The sequence below is a fragment of the Flavobacterium panacagri genome (assembly GCF_030378165.1).
In the GTDB taxonomy this organism is placed as follows: Bacteria; Bacteroidota; Bacteroidia; order Flavobacteriales; family Flavobacteriaceae; genus Flavobacterium; species Flavobacterium panacagri.
On the sequence record NZ_CP119766.1, the window covers coordinates 2,132,754 to 2,149,715 of the forward strand.

Below are 16,962 nucleotides of genomic sequence, written 5' to 3' on the forward strand. Positions count from 1 at the left end.
TTTTGGAGCAGCTGGTTTAAATTAGCGATTTTTACTTCCTTAAATTTGTTCCCTAATACTTTTCCTTTGCGGAAAGGTTTCTGCTTTTTTTGCGCATTATTTTTCTAATTTTGTGCCTTATGAAAAAAGCATTCCAACTCTTCGATTTTACTCAAAAAGTCAATTATAAAAACGAAATTTTAGCGGGTTTAACTGTTGCTATGACAATGATTCCAGAATCTTTGTCGTTTGCAATTCTGGCTGGATTTCCGCCTTTGGTTGGTTTATATGCCGCTTTTATTGCGGGATTAGTAACGGCAATTTTTGGAGGAAGGCCCGGAATGATTTCTGGTGGAGCAGGAGCAACGGTAATTGTTTTGATTGCCTTAATGAAATCGCACGGAATAGAATATGTTTTTGCGGCCGTTGCGTTGGGTGGTGTTGTGCAAATTTGTATAGGACTTTTTAAACTCGGAAAATTTATTCGATTGGTGCCTCAGCCCGTAATGTTTGGTTTTGTAAACGGACTAGCAGTTGTCATTTTTATGTCACAGTTAGAGCAGTTTAAAACTGTAGTAAACGGACAAGTTTCCTGGCTTCAAGGAACTCCTTTATATGTTATGCTAGGGTTGGTTGCGTTGACTGTTGCTATTGTTTTGATTTTTCCTAAAATTACCAAAGCAGTTCCAGCTTCTTTAGTTGCTATTATGATTGTTTTTGCTTTGGTGATTGTCTTTAATATCCAAACGAAAACGGTAGAAGATATTGCTTCAGTTCAAGGTGGATTTCCTCCATTTCATATTCCGAATATTCCAATTTCTTTTGAGACATTCAAAGTGATTTTTCCGTATTCAGTAATTGTGGCAGCTGTTGGTTTGACAGAAGGTTTGCTTACGCTGAATTTAGTCGATGAAATAACAGGTACTCGCGGAAACAGTAATCGCGAATGCATCGCGCAGGGAAGTTCAAATATCTTGAATGGTTTTTTCTACGGAATGGGAGGCTGCCCAATGATTGCGCAGACTTTAGTAAATCTTGGGGCAGGTTCAAGAGCTAGGCTTTCGGGAATTATTGCAGCTTTAACGATCTTAATTATTATACTTTTTGGTGCTCCCGTAATTGGAAAATTACCTATGGCGGCTTTAGTCGGCGTAATGATGATGGTGGCCATTACCACTTTTGAATGGGCTAGTTTTAAAATTATTAATAAAATGCCAAGACACGATATTTTTGTGGGTATTTTAGTAGCCGTTATCACTATTGTGCTTCATAATTTAGCTTTAGCGGTTTTAATTGGAGTGATTATTTCGGCTTTAGTTTTTGCTTGGGAAAGTGCCAAAAGAATCCGTGCACGTCAATATATTGATGAAAACGGCATAAAACATTATGAAATATACGGTCCGTTATTTTTTGGTTCTATAACTGCTTTTATGGAAAAATTTGATGTACAAAACGATCCGAATCATGTTGTAATTGATTTTAAAGAAAGCAGGGTCTCAGATATGTCTGCTATTGAAGCATTGAACAATCTGACTAAAAAATACAAACAAGAAAATAAAACTATAGAATTACAGCACTTAAGTCCGGACTGCCGACAATTACTCAAAAATGCCGATGCGGTTATTAATGTTAATGTTATTGAAGATCCGAATTATAAAGTGGTGAGTTAGAAATTTCAGTCGATATGTAAACCCGACAGGTTTTTAAAACCTGTCGGGTTTCTTTTTGTGCCTCATTCTAGTATTTTGCAGAGACGCACAGTGTGCTTCTACAGATATGACTGTGATTTTTGTGTAATTTCTGCATAATAATAAAGAAAAGGATTGATTTAAATTTGTGCATTCGTGGCGAAAAACAAAAGATTGATTTTTGTAACTTTGTAAAATGAAACTAACAGAAACTTTAGAAGACTTTTATACGGTAAAAATAAAAGGGATGCCCGAAAATCTTAAAAAAGAAATCGGACATTTTAATGTTTTTAAACTGGATGATTATATAGGAAGCACTTGTAATCCTTTGCCTTATACGCGAAAAGACTTTTACAAAATCAGTTTAATCATTGGAAAAAACAAAGTGCATTATGCTGATAAGGTTGTTGCGATTGAAGATCAGGCTTTATTCTTTGCCAATCCGCAAATTCCATACAGCTGGGAACATATTGATGAAAACCAAACAGGATTTTTCTGCATTTTTACCGATGCTTTTTTTAGTCAGTTTGGGAATTTAAAAGAATATCCATTATTTCAGCCCGGCGGTAATCCGGTCGTTCCAGTTTCTCCAGAATTAGCAGAATCTTTAAAAACGGTTTATTTAAAAATGCTGGAAGAAATTAATTCTGATTATGCTTTTAAATATGATGTGCTTCGAAATTTGGTTTTCGAAATTATTCATCTTGCGTTAAAAACACAGACCGTAACTGCTTCATTATACAGTAAATCGAATGCTACAATTCGTGTTTCTTCTTTGTTTTTGGAATTGTTAGAACGCCAGTTTCCGATTGAATCGATTTCGCAGCAAATTAATTTCCGTTCCCCTTCAGAATATGCAAATCAATTAAATGTGCATGTCAATCATTTGAATAAAGCATTAAAAGAAACCACTGGAAAAACAACTTCACAGATTATTTCAGAAAGAATTGTTCAGGAAGCAATGATTTTATTGAAACAAACCAATTGGAATATTAATGAAATTGCCTGGTGTTTAGGTTTTGAAGAATTGTCTCATTTTATTAATTTTTTTAAAAAAAATGTTCAGGTTTCTCCTAAAATCTACCGTTTGACAGAAATTGTTTGATTTTTGTAACTTCTTGTTTGATTGCTTCAATATTGGAGAAGTACTTCACTAATACCTTTGTCCTGTATTTAAAACTTAAAAAATTAAAATCATGGACAATAAAAAAGTTTGGTTTATCACAGGTGCTTCAAAAGGACTTGGATTAGAATTAGCTAAAAAATTATTAGCAGAAGGATTTAAAGTAGCTGCAACTTCAAGAAGCGAAGAAGCTTTGATTAAAGTTTTAGGAAATTTGTCTGAAAGTTTTCTTCCTTTAGAAATGGATTTGGTTGATGAAAAAAGTGTTAAAAATGCAATCAATAAAACTATCAATCATTTTAAAACAATTGATGTTTTAGTGAACAATGCCGGCTATGGTTTATTAGGTGCATTAGAAGAGTTAACAGATGCTGAATCTAGAAAAAACTTCGAAGTAAATGTTTTTGGATTATTGAATGTAATTAGAAATACAATGCCAATTCTTCGCGCTAATAAAACAGGACATATTTTTAATATTTCTTCTGTTGGAGGTTATTATGGAGAGTTTCCAGGTTGGGGAATATACTGTTCTACAAAATTTGCGGTTGCTGGTTTAACAGAATCTTTGGCAGCAGAAGTGAAATCATTTGGAGTTCATGCGACAATTGTTTATCCAGGTTATTTCAGAACTGATTTCTTAAAAGACAGTTCATTATTATTGCCTCAAAATCCTATTGCAGAGTACAAGGAAGTAAGACAATCGGAGAGTGCACACAAAGATGATATCAATGAAAATCAGCCTGGAGATCCTGTAAAATTAGCAGAAGCCTTAATTAAAGCAAGTGAAGATCAAAATCCGCCGTTGCATTTGTTTTTGGGAGAGGATGCTTATAATATGGCAAACCAAAAAATTGCAAGCGTTCAAGCAGAATTGGAACAGTGGAAATCGGTTTCTGTTTCAACAGCGCTTTAATTAGAAAATCAAATAAAAAACTCCAAATTCCGAATGCAATGATAAACCCCACAGGTTTTTAAAACCTGTCAGGTTTACTATTTTATTGAATTGCCTCCTGCTTTAGCTGGAGGAAAAGAATAGCTTAATCAGAAAGGGCGTTAGCCAAACTTCGTAGTTTAGCTAACGCCCTTTTTTATATTTCAAAAGCATACCTCCAGATAAATCTTGAGGCAATTCAATTTGATTAATTTAAAGAATTATCTAATTTTCTAATTGCTACATTTTCTAATTAAAAAATTCTTCCGATAGGTACTTTTTTAACTTCTGAAATCAATTGTCCGTCATTAGTAAAACCTTCAATTACAACTTGTATTTCTTTTTGCTGATTCTTAGGAATTTTGATTTGATAGTCCAAATTATCTTTTAGTTCTATGTTTGGAAACCATCCCAAAGTACCAAAATAATTCAATTCATCCTGATTTTCAAATGGAGCGGTTTTGTAAGTGAAGTCTCTTGCAAAACCTTTTGTTACAATGAGTGTTGTAAATTTTACTTTGAAATAATCGTTTTTCTGCCCGGTTTTCATGAAAATTTTAATTGTTCCATGTCCTGCGCTTGTAGTATCAGAGCTTCCTGTCTGATCAATGTAAATTTCATCAACTTGATCTAACGTAAGATTAAAAAGCTGATTGAAATCGAAGACTAGAAAATTGTCAATATATACATTTGGAGAACTCGCTGATTCACCTAGAAAAGCACTTCTTCTTTCTTTTATATATACAGTAAAGTCGGTTGGGTTAACACCTGTATTGTAGCCATTTAAAGATAGGAAATTCAGTACAGTTCCATATTCTTTGCCATCAAATTTAAAAGCTTTGGCCATGGAACTCATGTCGGCTTTATGAGTAAAAACTTCTTTTTTGAAGCTGTTTTTTATTGCAACTTCTTTTAATTCAGTTGCTTTTGCTTTAGGGGGCTGAAAATTAAAAATAGTGTCAGAACTTTTTACGACAGGGCAAAATGCTTTTTCGAATGATGGTCCCAAAACAAACCTAGGTTCGGTTCGGGCAATTCGTGCTTCTATTTTAGTGGTTTGAGTAACGTTTTTTTCATTGGTCATCTGTAAAGCTAAAACAGTCGAATCCTGAACAAAAAAATGTTCAAATTTAAAATCATTATTTTGGTCGATAGTAGTTTGATCAAATAAATTGTTTTTTAATGCAATAAGAGAAATTTTGTTTTGAGAATTCGGTTTTAGATCTTTTTCTACTTTTCCATTTATTGTAACTCCTTTTTCAAATTCAAAACTAATTTTTGGTGGTCCAGATTTTATATTCTCCCAAAGGTATTTTCCTTTGTTCTGATTGAGTAGTAATAGTTCTATATCTTGTCTTCGGGTTTTATTATCAGGATTAAAATAAAAATAAGTATCAGGTTCTGGTTTTTCTAAATAAGTATTTAAGTAAAAAGTTCCTAAAAGTGTTTTCTTTTGATTGATACACACACTTTTTTCAGGAAGAACACTAATACTTAAATGTGCTTTAGCAATATCTGTTTTTCCAGATAGTATAATGCTGTCATTAGTTGTTATTTTTGCATCTAGTGATGTAGACGGATTTTTGCTCTCTTCGATATAAGTTAATCTTTCGGTGATTTCATTTAGATCTTCATCCAAAACTCTAATCGTATTTACTCCATTTGATAAAAATTTTTTGTCAAAATAAAAAGGCTGTTCTGTTTTGTTATTGCTGAAGGTAACTTCTTGCTGCATCGAACTTCCGTTTTGTTGAATCAGTACAGTGAATTTTTTATTTTGATAAGACAGAAGTCCTTTTTCATTCGTCTTTAGAATAACAAGTAAATTGTTTCTTCCGGGGTTATTAGGAGCACTTAATATGAGTCCAGTCTCTTCAATTTTCCCAAGAGGCTGTGTTATTTTTAGTTTGTCATTATTTATTTTAATCGTATACTTTTCATTTAAATCGGCTTTTAGATAAAAAACTCCGTTTCCCATTTGGTTTGTACGAAAGTGTGTAATTTCATTTGATTTGGAATCCAAAATAACACCATCTGCTACTTCTATTCCTATTTTATTGCAGTCTGCAATTTTAATTCCGATCATGTTGACGGTGCCATTTAATATAATTCCTCCTTCGGGAAATAAGCTTATTTCTGCCGTTTTCCAGTTTGGTTCATTGGTTTGAAATGCATATGGAGTGGTTTTGTCGATAATCTCAATGGTCTGATTGAAAGAGTCGTCTTCCTTGAAATTATTCATCCAATTTGTATAGAAATGAAAATGATATTTGCCAGGTTTAAATTTTTCATTTAAATGAATGCCACCAGAAAAAATGCCGTATTGTGCAAAAAGCAGTTGTTTCTGAATTATTTGTTCCTCTTCATTATAAACAACTAATTGAATGTTTACAGTCCTGCTGTTTGGGATATTGTTGTTTTTACTGAGAACGTATCCTTTAAAGGCAATATCTTCATTATTTGTAAACAAGTTTTTATTGAATTGTACATGGATAATCTCGCGGTCTTGAAAAAAATAGTCGTTTAGGTATTTCGTGATTTTTTCTTGGTTGGAAATAGCCTGTGCGAAAGATTGTAGACAGAATAGAAAACTAAAAAACCTGATGATTAATTTCATACAAAGAAAATATTAAAGGCTATTATGATGTTTGTAATAATAGGTTTAAATTTAATTGTAATATTAATCTGTAAAAGTTAAAGCATTCATAATCTTTTAAATATTTATTAAATAAAATGAATATTTATAAAATTGGCTACCTTTGGTGTTATAAGTCAAAAAACAGCAAATGTTCAAAGAGAATTAGAACAAAGGAAATCGATTGCTATACCAGCAGTATTTTGATTGAATAATCTGCGGCAACTAGAAAATTTGTCTGATGATATAATTTGAATTGCCTCCAGATTTATCTGGAGGTCACTTGTTGAAACATTAAAAGGCTTTAACTAAACTTTATAGTTCGGTTAAAGCCTTTTCCTCTTTAAGAGGGGGGTTATTCCTCCAGATAAATCTGGATGCAATTCAATTTGATTAATTTAAAGATTAATAAAATTATCAAATTGACTCATTATTAAATTGCCACATTTTCTAATTAACGAAGCATCGATTTTACATCGCTAAACTTCCCGTCAATCTCACCAACCTGTAAACCTAAAATATGAGCAATTAAAGGATAAATGGAAACATTTTGAAAAGTTGGGACAGTTTTATCTACTTTGAAAGCAGGGCCTTTTGCATAAAAAATTGCATGCATATCTTTTTCATTATTATCATAACCATGTGTTCCGCCTTTTATATGAGTACTTTCTTTGCCTACGAGACTCCATCCTTTTTCAGCTTCAATTACAAAATCATGTGCTCTTGGATTGGTTCCGTAGTGCAATCTTTTTGGAACTTCTGTAGATTTCCAAAATTTAATATGTGGTACTTTTTTTAAGGCTTTAGCAATAGAATCTTGAAATCCTGCTTTAGCCTGTAAGCTCATAATAGGATTAACAACATCTTTATATCCGAGCCATTCAGGTTTTAAATAATCTAGAACGGCTACTTTTTTATCATTACTGATATTGGCCATTCCGTGGTCTGAAACGATGATTAAATTGATTTGTTTTCCTATAGGAAGTTCATTTAATCTTCGGGATAATTCGCCCATAATAGAATCCATTTTGACTACTGCTTTTTTGGTTTCAGGAGAAAGCGGGCCAAAATTATGACCAGAATGATCCGGTTCGTCAAAATATAAAGTAACCAGATGAGGTCGTCTTTGTTCTGGTAATTGTAACCATTTTAGAACTGTGTCGATTCTAGCTCCGTATGGAGTTTTGCCATCATAATTTTTAAAATAACTTGGATTTCTTTTGTCAATATCAGAACCTGGCCAAAAGAAAGAAGCGGTTTTTACGCCTTGTTCTTCTGCTAAATTCCAAATCGGATTTCCTCCATAAAAGCGAGAATCATTTTTTGCTTTGCTTGATAATGAAAACGCTTGATCTAAAGAAGCATCATAAAAAACATTATTGATAATTCCGTGATGATCTGGATAAAGTCCTGTTACGATTGAATAGTGATTTGGAAAAGTTTTACTTGGATAAGAAGGTTTCATTGATTTGGCATGAACGCCTTCTTTTTCAATTTGTTTCAGATTTGGAAGATTATACATTTTGCCATAATCCCAACGAAATCCATCCATAGAAACTAAAACAACATAATTGTCTTTATTGTTTTGGGCCTGTAAGATGAATGAAATTGCGAAGAAAAGTAGTGATAGGAGCGCAGTAGAATATTTTTTCATTTTTTGAATTTATTATAACTGCAAAGTTAGAGATAACAGATTTTTTAAAGAAAAAGAGAATGTTAAATAAAAAAGCAAGTCACGAATAGACTAGAAGAATAGCCACGAATTCACGAATTTATGCAAATACGTTGTGTGAAAAAAGCTTTCCATAAATTACACAGATTAAAAGGATTTCTATTTCATACAGATTAATATAAAATTTATATTAATCTGCTTAAATCTGTGAAATCTGCGTGAAAAAACTTTGCGGCACCTAAGTAAAGGAATCCTTTTAATCCGTGTAATCCGTGGCTAAAAAAAAATAACCACAAAGATTAGAAAAAAATAATTTGTGAATTCGTGGCAAACAAAAAAAGCGCCAGATAAGAAATCCAGCGCTTTTAAGTTTTAAGAAGAGAATGAATTACATCATTCCTGGCATTCCGCCACCCATTGGCATTCCGCCTCCTGCATTTTCTTCTTTAATATCAATTAATGCACATTCTGTAGTTAAGATCATTCCGGAAACAGATGCAGCATTTTCTAATGCTACACGAGTTACTTTTTTAGGATCGATAATTCCTGCAGTAAGCATGTCTACATATTCGTCAGTTTTTGCGTTGTATCCAAAATCTCCTGAACCTTCAGAAACTTTAGCCACAACAACAGATCCTTCAAGACCAGCATTTTCAACGATAGTTCTTAACGGAGATTCAACAGCGCGAGAAACGATTTGGATCCCAGTAGCTTCGTCAGCATTGTCAGCTTTTAAGTCAGCCAAAGCAAGTTTAGCTCTTAATAGCGCCACACCACCACCAGCAACGATTCCTTCTTCAACAGCAGCACGAGTTGCGTGTAAAGCATCATCTACTCTGTCTTTTTTCTCTTTCATTTCAACTTCAGAAGCTGCACCAACATAAAGAACCGCAACACCGCCAGCTAATTTAGCCAAACGCTCTTGTAATTTTTCTTTATCGTAATCAGATGTAGTCGTTTCCATCTGACCTTTAATTTGGTTTACTCTGTTTTTGATGATATCAGCTTCACCAGCACCACTTACGATAGTTGTGTTGTCTTTATCGATAGAAACTCTTTTTGCGTTTCCTAACATTTCGATAGTTGTATTTTCTAGCGTATAACCTCTTTCTTCAGAAATTACAGTTCCGCCAGTTAAGATAGCGATATCTTCTAACATTGCTTTTCTTCTGTCTCCAAAACCTGGGGCTTTAACAGCAGCAATTTTAAGAGCACCTCTTAATTTGTTTACTACTAATGTAGAAAGAGCTTCTCCGTCAACATCTTCAGCAATAATTAATAATGGTTTTCCTGATTGAGCAACTGGCTCTAAAACTGGAAGTAATTCTTTTAAAGAAGATACTTTTTTGTCGTATAATAAAATGTATGGAGAGTCTAGTTCCACTTCCATTTTCTCAGGATTTGTTACGAAGTAAGGAGAAAGATATCCTCTGTCAAACTGCATTCCTTCAACAACATCCACGAAAGTGTCAGTTCCTTTAGCTTCTTCAACAGTGATCACACCTTCTTTTCCAACTTTAGCGAAAGCAGTAGCGATTAATTCGCCAATAACTTCGTCATTGTTAGCAGAGATAGAAGCAATTTGTTTGATTTTGTCTGAATCGCTTCCTACTACTTTAGCTTGTTTTGCTAAGTCAGCCACGATTGTTTCAACCGCTTTGTCGATACCACGTTTTAAGTCCATCGGATTGGCACCTGCAGCAACGTTTTTAAGACCTTCTTTTACGATAGCCTGAGCTAAAACTGTAGCAGTAGTAGTTCCGTCTCCTGCAAGGTCATTGGTTTTAGAAGCCACTTCTTTCACCATTTGCGCACCCATGTTTTCTAGTGCGTCTTTTAATTCGATTTCTTTTGCAACAGAAACACCATCTTTAGTAACAGTTGGTCCACCAAATGATTTTCCAATGATTACATTGCGACCTTTTGGTCCAAGTGTTACTTTTACAGCATTTGCTAATGCATCAACACCACGTTTTAATCCGTCACGTGCTTCAATATCAAATTTTATATCTTTTGCCATTTTAATATTTTTATTTAAAGTTTGAGTTGTTTCAAGTTTATCACAGTCTTAATTCTTAATACTGATTACTTAATACAATATGTTTTTTAGATAATTGCAAGGATATCGTCCTCACGCATAATTAAATAATCAGTACCTTCTAATTTTAGCTCAGTTCCTGCATATTTGCCATAAAGAACAGTATCACCAACTTTTACAGTCATAGTATGATCTTTAGTTCCGTTTCCTACTGCAACTACAGTTCCTTTCTGTGGTTTTTCTTTGGCAGTATCTGGAATAAAAATACCTGAAGCAGTTTTCGTTTCAGCTGCAACAGGCTCAATAAGTACGCGGTCTGAAAGCGGTTTAATGTTTAAAGCCATGATTTTATATTATTATAAGTTATACATTTTTTTATGTTCTATAAACTTTCAGAAATTGTGCCATGCTGGTAAAACTGACATTATTTCTTAAAAAAAATGCCAGCTTTGACAGGCTGGCATTAGATTTTTATATTGAGCTAAAATTATTTAGCTGCTGGTGCTGCTGGAGCAGGAGTGTTTCCTTGTGCTGGAGCTACAGGTGTATTTACTGGAGCTTCAGTTTTGTCAATAAGTTTAGAGTCTGTATCGCTTAAAGCTCCAGAGAAACTTAAGCTAGAAAGTAAAATTAGCACAATTAAAACAGTAGCTAAAGTCCAAGTACTTTTATCTAAAAAGTCAGTTGTTTTTTGTACACCACCTAACATCTGCGTTCCGCTGATAGTAGAAGACAATCCGCCTCCTTTAGGGTTCTGTACCATGATAACTACGATCAATAGAAAACAAACTATTGTGATTAAAACTAAAAAAATTGAAAATGTGCTCATTACTTAATTATTGTTATTGTTATTTTGTTGTAAAATCTTTATATCCGATATGCGGTCTGCAAAGAAAGTAATTTTTTCTGGATATTTCAAAATTAATATTTCATATGCCTGAATTGCCTTTGTATATTTCTTTTGTTCCAGATATACTCTAGCCAAAGTCTCTGTCATTAGGTACGAATTGTCCTCTGGAGCACTTTCAATCTGAACAATCGGAGCGCTATTTCCAGGTTTAATTGGAGAGATTTTCGGATTGTTTTCGATAAATTTATCGATTATGCTGGCTTTTTTTTGTCTTTCTTCCTCTTGTTGTGCTTTTTCAGAAGCTTCTTTTGCTGCTCTTTCTTCAGGAGAAAGATCATTTGAACGATCAATTGGTTCTGTTCTAGATAATTGAAGCCATTCTTGGAAAGAGTGTTTTTCTCTTAATGAAAAATCCAAAGGTTTGCCAATCTCCAAATGTTCTGCAGCAGTTTTTACTGATTCAGTTCTTTCTTCTTCAAATTCTTCAGGAGTTTCTTCTATAATTTCTTCAATTTCTTCCTGAAGTTGTTCAGCAGTAATTTCTTCAACAGTTTCTTCAATAATTTCTTCAATAATTTCTTCTTTAACCTCGATTTTAGGAATTACAGTTTCTGCTTCTTTAATTGAAGAAAGAATTGATCTTTCGATTGTATTAAACTTAGGTTCTGGAATTATCATTTCCTCAATAACGCCTTCTTCTTCGTCTTCTTCGATAGTGCTTGAAACAGGTTGTTCAATAACAGGAATAACCTTAACTTCTTCTATAATTGCTGGTTCTTCAGGAATTGCAGCTTCAGCTTCTTTAATAGAGCTTAAAATCGAATTTTCAATACGATCAAATTTTGTTTCTTCCTCAATTTCTTTTGCTGATTCTGATACAGTAGGAGTTTCAGAAACTTTTATAGAACTTAAAATGGAATTTTCAATACGATCAATTTTAGGTTTTTCAATTTCGGGCTCTTCTGTTTTTTCTGATTCAGTAAAAGAAGGAATATCAATTTCTTCTAAAGATTCTGTAGTTTCGGAAGTTACATTTTCTATAGTTTCAGAAGTGATAATAGATTCTATTTTCTTTTCCTCTTCAATAACTGGTTTTTCATAAGTTACCGACTGTGCTTCTTTGATAGCCATAAAAATAGAAGGATCTATTTCAGGAATTGTTATAGGTTTTTCTTCTATTGCTGGTTTCTCAAAAGTTACCGTTTGAGCTTCTTTAATAGCCATAAAAATAGAAGGATCTATTTCTGGAATATTTTTGACTTCAGTAACAACTAAAGGTTCTTCAATTTTTAAAGATTCCTCTATTTTTATCGGTTCTTCTGGTTTTACAAAATCCTCAATTTTTAAGGATTGTTCAGCTGAAACTGTAGAAACGGATTGAGCTTCTTTAATGTCAGGAACAGGCTGTTCTTCGGGATCATTTTTTTGAAGTGCTTTTCTAATTTGTTCAGGAGAAATAATTTCGCTATCAAAAACCGTAATTTCTAAAAGATCTCTTAGTTTTTGTTCGTAGAAATCATTTTGAACAGATGTAAAAACTTCTGAAGTGATAAAATCAAATAAAACGGAACGATCCGAAGTATGTGCTGCTGTAACTTTTAAAGCATAATTATACTTAAAACTGTTTTGATTGTAAAGTCCTTTTAATCGTAATGCGCGTGCACTTTGAAAATACGGAAATTCATTCAGAACACTTCCTAATGCATCCGCCTGCTTTTCTGTAATAGCATCCGGTTTGTTCATTAAGTAGGTATAATCAGTAACGTTCATTTTTTTTGTTTAATCGTTTAAAATTTTATTGGCTTAACTGTTTTGAAAATCGATTAATCGATTCAACAAGTTAAGATTTTACCATTTCGCCAATGACTCATTAAAAATGTCTTGGGTAATTCTTTCAAAAATTGTTTTAAGCGCATCATTTAATGTTGCTCCTGTTGGGAGTTCCTGTCCTGGGAAATCATAATAGAATTCAAAAGGTTTTTCGAAGTCATCTGTTTCTTTTTTCTTATTCATGAATCTAACATTCACACGAATTGACAAACGGTTTTGAGCGGCTCCCACATCGCCATTTGATCCTACGGCTGTTGCTGTCATTGGAGTAATTCTATAATCTACAATTTCTCCTTCGTATGTTAAATCACCATTGACACTTACCAAGTTTAAATTGGTCTGATTCATAATCAAATCCTGCAAAGCCAATGTAAAAGTTCTGTCGATTCCTGGTTCTACTAAATCTGCGTTGTTTTGAAAAAAGTTAACCTGAAAGGTTTTAGCATCAATTTTTCCAGTTCCTGTAAAATTGTATTTTACAGTACAGCTGCTAAAAGTTGTAGCGATAAGTAGAATAAGGATATGTTTTAAGTATTTCATTTTTTTATTTAAGGGTTGCTTGGCCAGTTCACTGGTACTTGGCCAAAGATATTCATTTTCGTTTAAAACATTTCGTGTCTTGGTGTCTTTGTGGCGAAACTATAAATCGAATTGTTTGATTTTGCGGTATAAAGTCCTTTCAGAAATACCCAATTCATCAGCAGCAGCTTTACGTTTTCCTTTGTTTTTTTCTAATGATTTTTTGATCATTTCGATTTCTTTCTGCTCTAGGCGTAAAATTTCTTCTTCTTCTATAGTTTCGGCAAACAAATAATTATCATCTGGTATCTGATAGTTGTCTTCACGAACGGCTGGCGTTGTCATGACAGCAGTTCTTGGTTCTTCTTCAAAATCAATTTCGCTGTCGTTTTCTTGGTTTCCGTATATTTTCTGAATTAGATTTGGATTAATATCTTGAACTTTAGAAGTGCCGTTTTTCATCAATTCTAATGTCAGTTTTTTCAAATCGTTTAAGTCACTTTTCATATCAAAGAGGACTTTGTATAAGATATCTCTTTCGGTACTGAAGTCACTTTCTTTTTTACTGTCATTAATTACCGAAGGTAGATTACTTCCTTCTGCAGGCAGATACGATTGTAAAGTGGCCAGCGTAATATCGCGATTGGTTTCTAAAACAGAAATCTGTTCCGCCACATTTCGAAGTTGACGAATATTACCGCTCCATCTAAATTTCTGTAAAAGCTGAACAGCATCATCATCCAATCTTAACGGAGGCATTTTGTATTTATGGGCAAAATCGGCTACGAATTTTCTAAATAACAAATGAATATCATCGTTTCTTTCTCGTAAAGGCGGTAAAGTAATTTCGACTGTACTCAAACGATAATACAAATCTTCACGGAATTTACCTTTTTCGATTGCATTAAATAAATTCACATTTGTTGCTGCAACAATACGGACATTTGTTTTTTGAACTTGGGATGAACCTACTTTTATAAATTCGCCATTTTCTAAAACACGTAACAATCTTACCTGAGTTGTCAAAGGTAATTCTCCAACTTCATCTAAAAATATTGTTCCGCCGTCTGCCACTTCAAAATAACCTTCACGAGTGCTTGTGGCACCTGTAAACGCCCCTTTTTCGTGACCAAAAAGTTCACTATCAATAGTTCCTTCCGGAATAGCTCCGCAGTTTACTGCAATATATTTACCATGCTTTCTGTGTGAAAGCGAATGTATAATTCTAGGAATATTTTCTTTACCAACACCACTTTCCCCAGTTACCATAACCGAAATATCAGTTGGAGCAACCTGAATGGCTTTTTCAATGGCACGATTTAATTTTGGATCATTTCCAATTATCTCAAATCGCTGTTTTATTGCTTGAACTGTTTCCATGTAGTTTTTGTTTCAAGTTTTTTATTTGTTTCAAGTTTCAGGTTATACCTAAAAATTAAAACTTTGGCTTGTATTTTTTTTCTTTTGCCACAGATTAAAATGATTAACACAGATTTTTTTTAAATCGGTCAGAAATGTTATTATTAAATTAACCACAAATTACACAAATTAGCGCAAATTCAGTTTATGAATTTATCAATCTTTTGTGTACTAATGATTTGTTTTGAAAGTTTGCAATTATTCCAACAGGAGTATCCGCAAGCTTCATGTAATTTAATGTTTGAGCAAGATGATCATTGCTAATTTCTTTAACTGATTTTACTTCTAATATTATATCTTCATAAACTATAAAATCGGCATAAAATTTATGAGGCAAAATAACTCCTTTGTATTCTATTGAAAATTCCTTTTCTCGATGATAAGGAATGTTGTTATTTTTGAATTCAATTTCTAATGCATCTTTATAGACAATTTCAAGTAATCCAGGGCCTAGTAATCTATGTACTTCCATGCATATGCCTACAATTTGATAATTTTGATCTTTCTTGTAGTAATATTCGTTTGTATCGATCATGAATAGTTAATTTGCGGAAATTTGTGAAATTTGCGGTTATAAAAACTAATTCATCTCAGAATATCCAATGGCTTCACCCTTTAAAGTTCCGCTAGTACAGCTTATGATTTTTACGTTTACAAAATCTCCAATTTTATAATTCTCTTTCGGAAAAACAACCGTTATACTTTGAGAATTTCTTCCGGAGAATTCTTCTTTAGATTTTTTAGAAACTTTCTCGATTAAAACTTCAACTGTTTTTCCAACAAATTCCTCACTTCTAAACCAAGCATGTTTTTGTTGTAAATCGACAATTTCCTGTAATCTTCTGGCTTTAGTTTCTTCTTCAACATCATCTTTCATTTTCCTTCCAGCAAGAGTTCCAGGGCGTTCAGAATACGAATACATATAACCGAAATTATATTTTACATATTCCATCAAACTCATGGTGTCTTGATGATCCTGTTCCGTTTCTGTGGGGAAACCGGCAATCATATCTTGTGAAATCGAAGCATCTGGAACAATCGCTCTGATTTTATCAATCAAAGCCATATATTCCTCACGAGAATGCAGACGATTCATTTCTTTTAAAATTCTGTTACTTCCAGACTGAACCGGCAAGTGAATATGTTTACAGATATTTGGATATTTCGCCATCACATGTAAAATACTTTCGTGCATATCCTGCGGATTTGAAGTCGAAAATCTAATACGCATTTTAGGAAAACCTACCGCAACCATTTCTAATAATTGATCAAAATCGACAGCAGTAGCTTTCTGCATTTCAGAAGCGTTTACGAAGTCTTTTTTCAAACCGCCGCCGTACCAAAGATAACTGTCAACGTTTTGTCCTAAAAGTGTAATTTCTTTAAAGCCTTTTTCCCAAAGATCTTTAATTTCATTCATAATGCTTTGAGGTTCACGGCTTCTTTCTCGTCCACGTGTAAACGGTACAACACAAAACGTACACATATTGTCGCATCCACGAGTAATCGAAACTAAAGCGGTGATTCCGTTACTCATTAAACGAACCGGCGAAATATCTCCGTATGTTTCCTCTTTTGATAAAATTACGTTAATGGCGTCACGTCCTTCTTCAACTTCTGCCAATAAATTCGGAAGATCTTTATAAGCATCAGGACCAACAACAAGATCGACTATTTTTTCTTCTTCTAAAAACTGACTTTTCAAACGTTCCGCCATACAGCCTAAAACGCCTACTTTCATTTTTGGATTCGTACGTTTTACTGCATTGTATTTTTCTAAACGTTTACGAATAGTTTGTTCCGCTTTGTCACGGATAGAGCAGGTATTCACCAAAACCAAATCGGCTTCTTCAAGAACAGATGTTGTATTATAACCTCCGTCAGATAAAATGGAAGCTACGACTTCACTGTCCGAAAAATTCATCGCACAGCCGTAACTTTCTATAAAGAGTTTTTTAGTATTCTCAGGTTTATTTTCCAGAACAAGACTTTCGCCCTGTTTGCTTTCTTCAATAATCTTTTCCATTGTAAAAATTCAAAGTGCAAAGATAGCGTAATTGAAACGAATATGACAAGATGTCAGATAAAGAATTAACAATGTTTTGAGAAATGTTGATAGCTAGTGTTTTGAGGTTTACTTTCTATGATAAACAGCTATTTCCAGCTCTCCACTTCTTGTCCTCATAAAAAAAGCAAAGTTTTTAATGTTGCAAAAAGAGCTTCCGTTGGTCGCTTTTTTTATAACAAGAAACTTTTGTTTTTTATTCCGGGCAATCCG

General features: G+C 33.5%; 13 protein-coding genes. 3 read left to right on the forward strand and 10 right to left on the reverse strand.

The window, feature by feature from the left end:
- Positions 1 to 119 precede the first annotated feature (119 nt).
- The 3 genes from P2W65_RS09675 (at position 120) to P2W65_RS09685 (ending at position 3,703) form a co-directional block, all read left to right on the forward strand.
- Positions 120 to 1,649, forward strand: a complete 1,530-nt coding sequence (locus tag P2W65_RS09675; RefSeq protein WP_289665191.1) for a SulP family inorganic anion transporter — start codon at positions 120 to 122, stop codon at positions 1,647 to 1,649.
- 214 nt (positions 1,650 to 1,863) lie between these two features.
- Positions 1,864 to 2,772 carry a helix-turn-helix domain-containing protein gene (locus P2W65_RS09680; protein ID WP_289665193.1) on the forward strand — a complete coding sequence of 303 codons (909 nt, stop codon included), beginning with the start codon at positions 1,864 to 1,866 and terminating at the stop codon, positions 2,770 to 2,772.
- A 91-nt stretch (positions 2,773 to 2,863) separates the two neighbouring features.
- Complete coding sequence (locus tag P2W65_RS09685) at positions 2,864 to 3,703, forward strand: oxidoreductase (RefSeq protein WP_289665194.1); 840 nt, start codon at positions 2,864 to 2,866, stop codon at positions 3,701 to 3,703.
- Between the two features lie 271 nt (positions 3,704 to 3,974).
- Here the strand turns inward: P2W65_RS09685 and P2W65_RS09690 are convergent, their stop codons facing one another.
- From P2W65_RS09690 to miaB, 10 genes are all read right to left on the reverse strand, one after another.
- A complete protein-coding gene (locus tag P2W65_RS09690) occupies positions 3,975 to 6,338 on the reverse strand; it encodes a hypothetical protein (RefSeq protein WP_289665195.1) in 2,364 nt (787 codons plus the stop codon).
- Between the two features lie 472 nt (positions 6,339 to 6,810).
- The gene (locus P2W65_RS09695; RefSeq protein WP_289665196.1) at positions 6,811 to 8,010 is read right to left on the reverse strand and encodes an alkaline phosphatase family protein; all 1,200 of its coding nucleotides are present in this window, start codon (positions 8,008 to 8,010) and stop codon (positions 6,811 to 6,813) included.
- Between the two features lie 406 nt (positions 8,011 to 8,416).
- Positions 8,417 to 10,048 carry a chaperonin GroEL gene (gene groL / locus P2W65_RS09700; protein WP_177210785.1) on the reverse strand — a complete coding sequence of 544 codons (1,632 nt, stop codon included), beginning with the start codon at positions 10,046 to 10,048 and terminating at the stop codon, positions 8,417 to 8,419.
- A gap of 86 nt (positions 10,049 to 10,134) precedes the next feature.
- A complete protein-coding gene (locus P2W65_RS09705; protein ID WP_008467105.1) occupies positions 10,135 to 10,410 on the reverse strand; it encodes a co-chaperone GroES in 276 nt (91 codons plus the stop codon).
- A 143-nt stretch (positions 10,411 to 10,553) separates the two neighbouring features.
- Positions 10,554 to 10,895: a preprotein translocase subunit SecG gene (gene secG / locus P2W65_RS09710; RefSeq protein ID WP_289665200.1), complete on the reverse strand. Its 342-nt coding sequence runs from the start codon at positions 10,893 to 10,895 to the stop codon at positions 10,554 to 10,556.
- A gap of 3 nt (positions 10,896 to 10,898) precedes the next feature.
- Positions 10,899 to 12,686 (reverse strand): tetratricopeptide repeat protein, encoded by a 1,788-nt coding sequence (locus tag P2W65_RS09715; RefSeq protein WP_289665201.1) that lies wholly within the window; start codon positions 12,684 to 12,686, stop codon positions 10,899 to 10,901.
- Positions 12,687 to 12,764: 78 nt separating this feature from the next.
- Positions 12,765 to 13,286, reverse strand: a complete 522-nt coding sequence (locus tag P2W65_RS09720; protein ID WP_289665203.1) for an LptE family protein — start codon at positions 13,284 to 13,286, stop codon at positions 12,765 to 12,767.
- Positions 13,287 to 13,385: 99 nt separating this feature from the next.
- Positions 13,386 to 14,645: a sigma-54 interaction domain-containing protein gene (locus P2W65_RS09725; protein ID WP_289665204.1), complete on the reverse strand. Its 1,260-nt coding sequence runs from the start codon at positions 14,643 to 14,645 to the stop codon at positions 13,386 to 13,388.
- 184 nt (positions 14,646 to 14,829) lie between these two features.
- Entirely contained in the window at positions 14,830 to 15,219 is a 390-nt protein-coding gene (locus P2W65_RS09730; RefSeq protein ID WP_289665206.1) for a GxxExxY protein, read from the reverse strand.
- 45 nt (positions 15,220 to 15,264) lie between these two features.
- Positions 15,265 to 16,710: a tRNA (N6-isopentenyl adenosine(37)-C2)-methylthiotransferase MiaB gene (gene miaB, locus P2W65_RS09735; RefSeq protein WP_289665208.1), complete on the reverse strand. Its 1,446-nt coding sequence runs from the start codon at positions 16,708 to 16,710 to the stop codon at positions 15,265 to 15,267.
- Positions 16,711 to 16,962: the final 252 nt, after the last annotated feature.

Coding starts and splice junctions, on each gene's coding strand:
- P2W65_RS09675 (WP_289665191.1), top strand. CDS start 120: ATGAAAAAAGCATTCCAACTCTTCGATTTTACTCAAAAAGTCAATTAT.
- P2W65_RS09680 (WP_289665193.1), top strand. CDS start 1,864: ATGAAACTAACAGAAACTTTAGAAGACTTTTATACGGTAAAAATAAAA.
- P2W65_RS09685 (WP_289665194.1), top strand. CDS start 2,864: ATGGACAATAAAAAAGTTTGGTTTATCACAGGTGCTTCAAAAGGACTT.
- P2W65_RS09690 (WP_289665195.1), bottom strand. CDS start 6,338: ATGAAATTAATCATCAGGTTTTTTAGTTTTCTATTCTGTCTACAATCT.
- P2W65_RS09695 (WP_289665196.1), bottom strand. CDS start 8,010: ATGAAAAAATATTCTACTGCGCTCCTATCACTACTTTTCTTCGCAATT.
- groL (WP_177210785.1), bottom strand. CDS start 10,048: ATGGCAAAAGATATAAAATTTGATATTGAAGCACGTGACGGATTAAAA.
- P2W65_RS09705 (WP_008467105.1), bottom strand. CDS start 10,410: ATGGCTTTAAACATTAAACCGCTTTCAGACCGCGTACTTATTGAGCCT.
- secG (WP_289665200.1), bottom strand. CDS start 10,895: ATGAGCACATTTTCAATTTTTTTAGTTTTAATCACAATAGTTTGTTTT.
- P2W65_RS09715 (WP_289665201.1), bottom strand. CDS start 12,686: ATGAACGTTACTGATTATACCTACTTAATGAACAAACCGGATGCTATT.
- P2W65_RS09720 (WP_289665203.1), bottom strand. CDS start 13,286: ATGAAATACTTAAAACATATCCTTATTCTACTTATCGCTACAACTTTT.
- P2W65_RS09725 (WP_289665204.1), bottom strand. CDS start 14,645: ATGGAAACAGTTCAAGCAATAAAACAGCGATTTGAGATAATTGGAAAT.
- P2W65_RS09730 (WP_289665206.1), bottom strand. CDS start 15,219: ATGATCGATACAAACGAATATTACTACAAGAAAGATCAAAATTATCAA.
- miaB (WP_289665208.1), bottom strand. CDS start 16,710: ATGGAAAAGATTATTGAAGAAAGCAAACAGGGCGAAAGTCTTGTTCTG.